Annotated in this window: 1 protein-coding gene; it reads left to right on the forward strand. The window is 73.0% G+C overall.

The features are described 5' to 3' along the window. Window positions 1-11: 11 nt before the first annotated feature. Window positions 12-1665, forward strand: a 1654-nt coding sequence (locus tag SACSA_RS23795; protein ID WP_198009099.1) for an AMP-binding protein, incomplete at its 3' end; no start/stop codon positions are given.

Genomic DNA, 1665 nt, shown 5'->3' on the forward strand with positions numbered 1-1665 from the left:
CCGTGGCGATCGTGCCCGACGACACCGCCGCCCTGCCGGCAGCCGTGTCCCGGCACGGCTGCCGGGTGTGGTCGGCGGGCAGCCTCGCCGACCCGGTCGAGCAGGCGTGGTCCCCGCCGCACCTCCGGCCGGAGGACGTCGCCTACCTCCAGTACACGTCCGGGTCGACCAGCATGGGCAAGGGCGTCGTGGTGACCCACGACTGCCTGACCTACCAGCTTCGCCTCACCGCCGACGCCTTCGCCCTCGGCGAGGCGGACGTCGTCGTGAGCTGGCTGCCGCTCTTCCACGACTTCGGCCTGGTGGCGGGCCTGCTCATGCCCCTGCTGCTCGGCGGGACCACGGTGAAGATGCCGCCCGAGGTCTTCGTGCAGCGCCCGCTCCGCTGGCTGTCGGCCATCAGCCGGTACGGGGCGACCGCGTCGTTCAGCCCGAACTTCGTCCTCGATCTGTGTTCCGAACGGATCACGGAGGAGGACAAGCGCGGGCTGGACCTCAGTCGCTGGCGCGTGCTGGGACTGGGGGCCGAGCCGATCAGGCCCGACACTCTCGACCGGTTCACCGCCGCCTTCTCCTCCCGCGGGTTCCGCCACAGCACACACCGCGTCGTCTACGGCATGGCCGAGGCCACCCTGCTGGTGACGATCCAGCCGGACGGCGCGGGACCCCCGTCCGTCGAGGCCGACCCGGACCGGCTCGCCGAGGGGGTGCTCACGCCCACCTTCGCCGAGGAGACGGGACGTCCGACCCGGACGCTCATCGCCAACGGCACGGTGCGCGGTGCCACCGATCTGCGCATCGTCGATCCCGACACACACGCCCCGCTTCCGGACGGAGGCATCGGCGAGGTCTGGATGCGTGGCCGCACCGTGGCGGCGGGCTACTGGCAGAGCCCGGAGGCGACGGAGGAGACCTTCGGAGGGTACCTGCCGGACGGGTCGGGCCCCTATCTGCGCAGCGGAGACCTGGGCGCGATGCACAACGGCGAGCTGTACCTGACCGGGCGGCTCAAGGACCTCATCATCGTCAGAGGCCGCAACGTCTACCCGCAGGACGTGGAGTTGACGCTCACCGACGCCCACCCGGCGCTCCGGCGCGGACTCGGCGTGGCGTTCGCGGTCGAGACCGGCGACGAGGAACGCCTCGTGGTGGTGCAGGAGCTCAAACGCACCGAACAGGGACGCCACGACCTCGACGAGGTCGCCCGTCAGGTGCGGGCCGCCGTCACCGAGGCCCACGACGTCAGCCTGCACACGCTCGTCCTGCTTCCCCCGGGCACGCTGCCGAAGACCACCAGCGGCAAGGTCCGCCGCCGCTACACGCGGCAGCGCTACGTGGGCGGCGAGCTCGAACCGGTGCACGTCAGCGACCTCTCGGCCCCGCCGGTCACCGCAGGCGCGACCGAGGACCCCGCCACGGTGGCCGCGTGGCTGCGCGAGGCGGTCGCCGGTCTCACCGGGCGGGCGCCGCGCGAGGTCGACTCCGACGTGACCTTCGGCAACCTCGGCATGGATTCGGCTGCGGTGCTGTCCCTGACCGGCGACCTGGCCACGTGGCTGGGCCGGTCCGTCGACCCGACGCTGCTCTACGCCCACCCGACGATCGCGCGCTTCGCCGACGCCGTGGCCGGTGGACCCGCGGCCGCCACGCCCCGCACCGCGCCGG

It is taken from the genome of Saccharomonospora saliphila YIM 90502 (genome assembly GCF_000383795.1).
In the GTDB taxonomy this organism is placed as follows: domain Bacteria; phylum Actinomycetota; class Actinomycetes; order Mycobacteriales; family Pseudonocardiaceae; genus Saccharomonospora; species Saccharomonospora saliphila.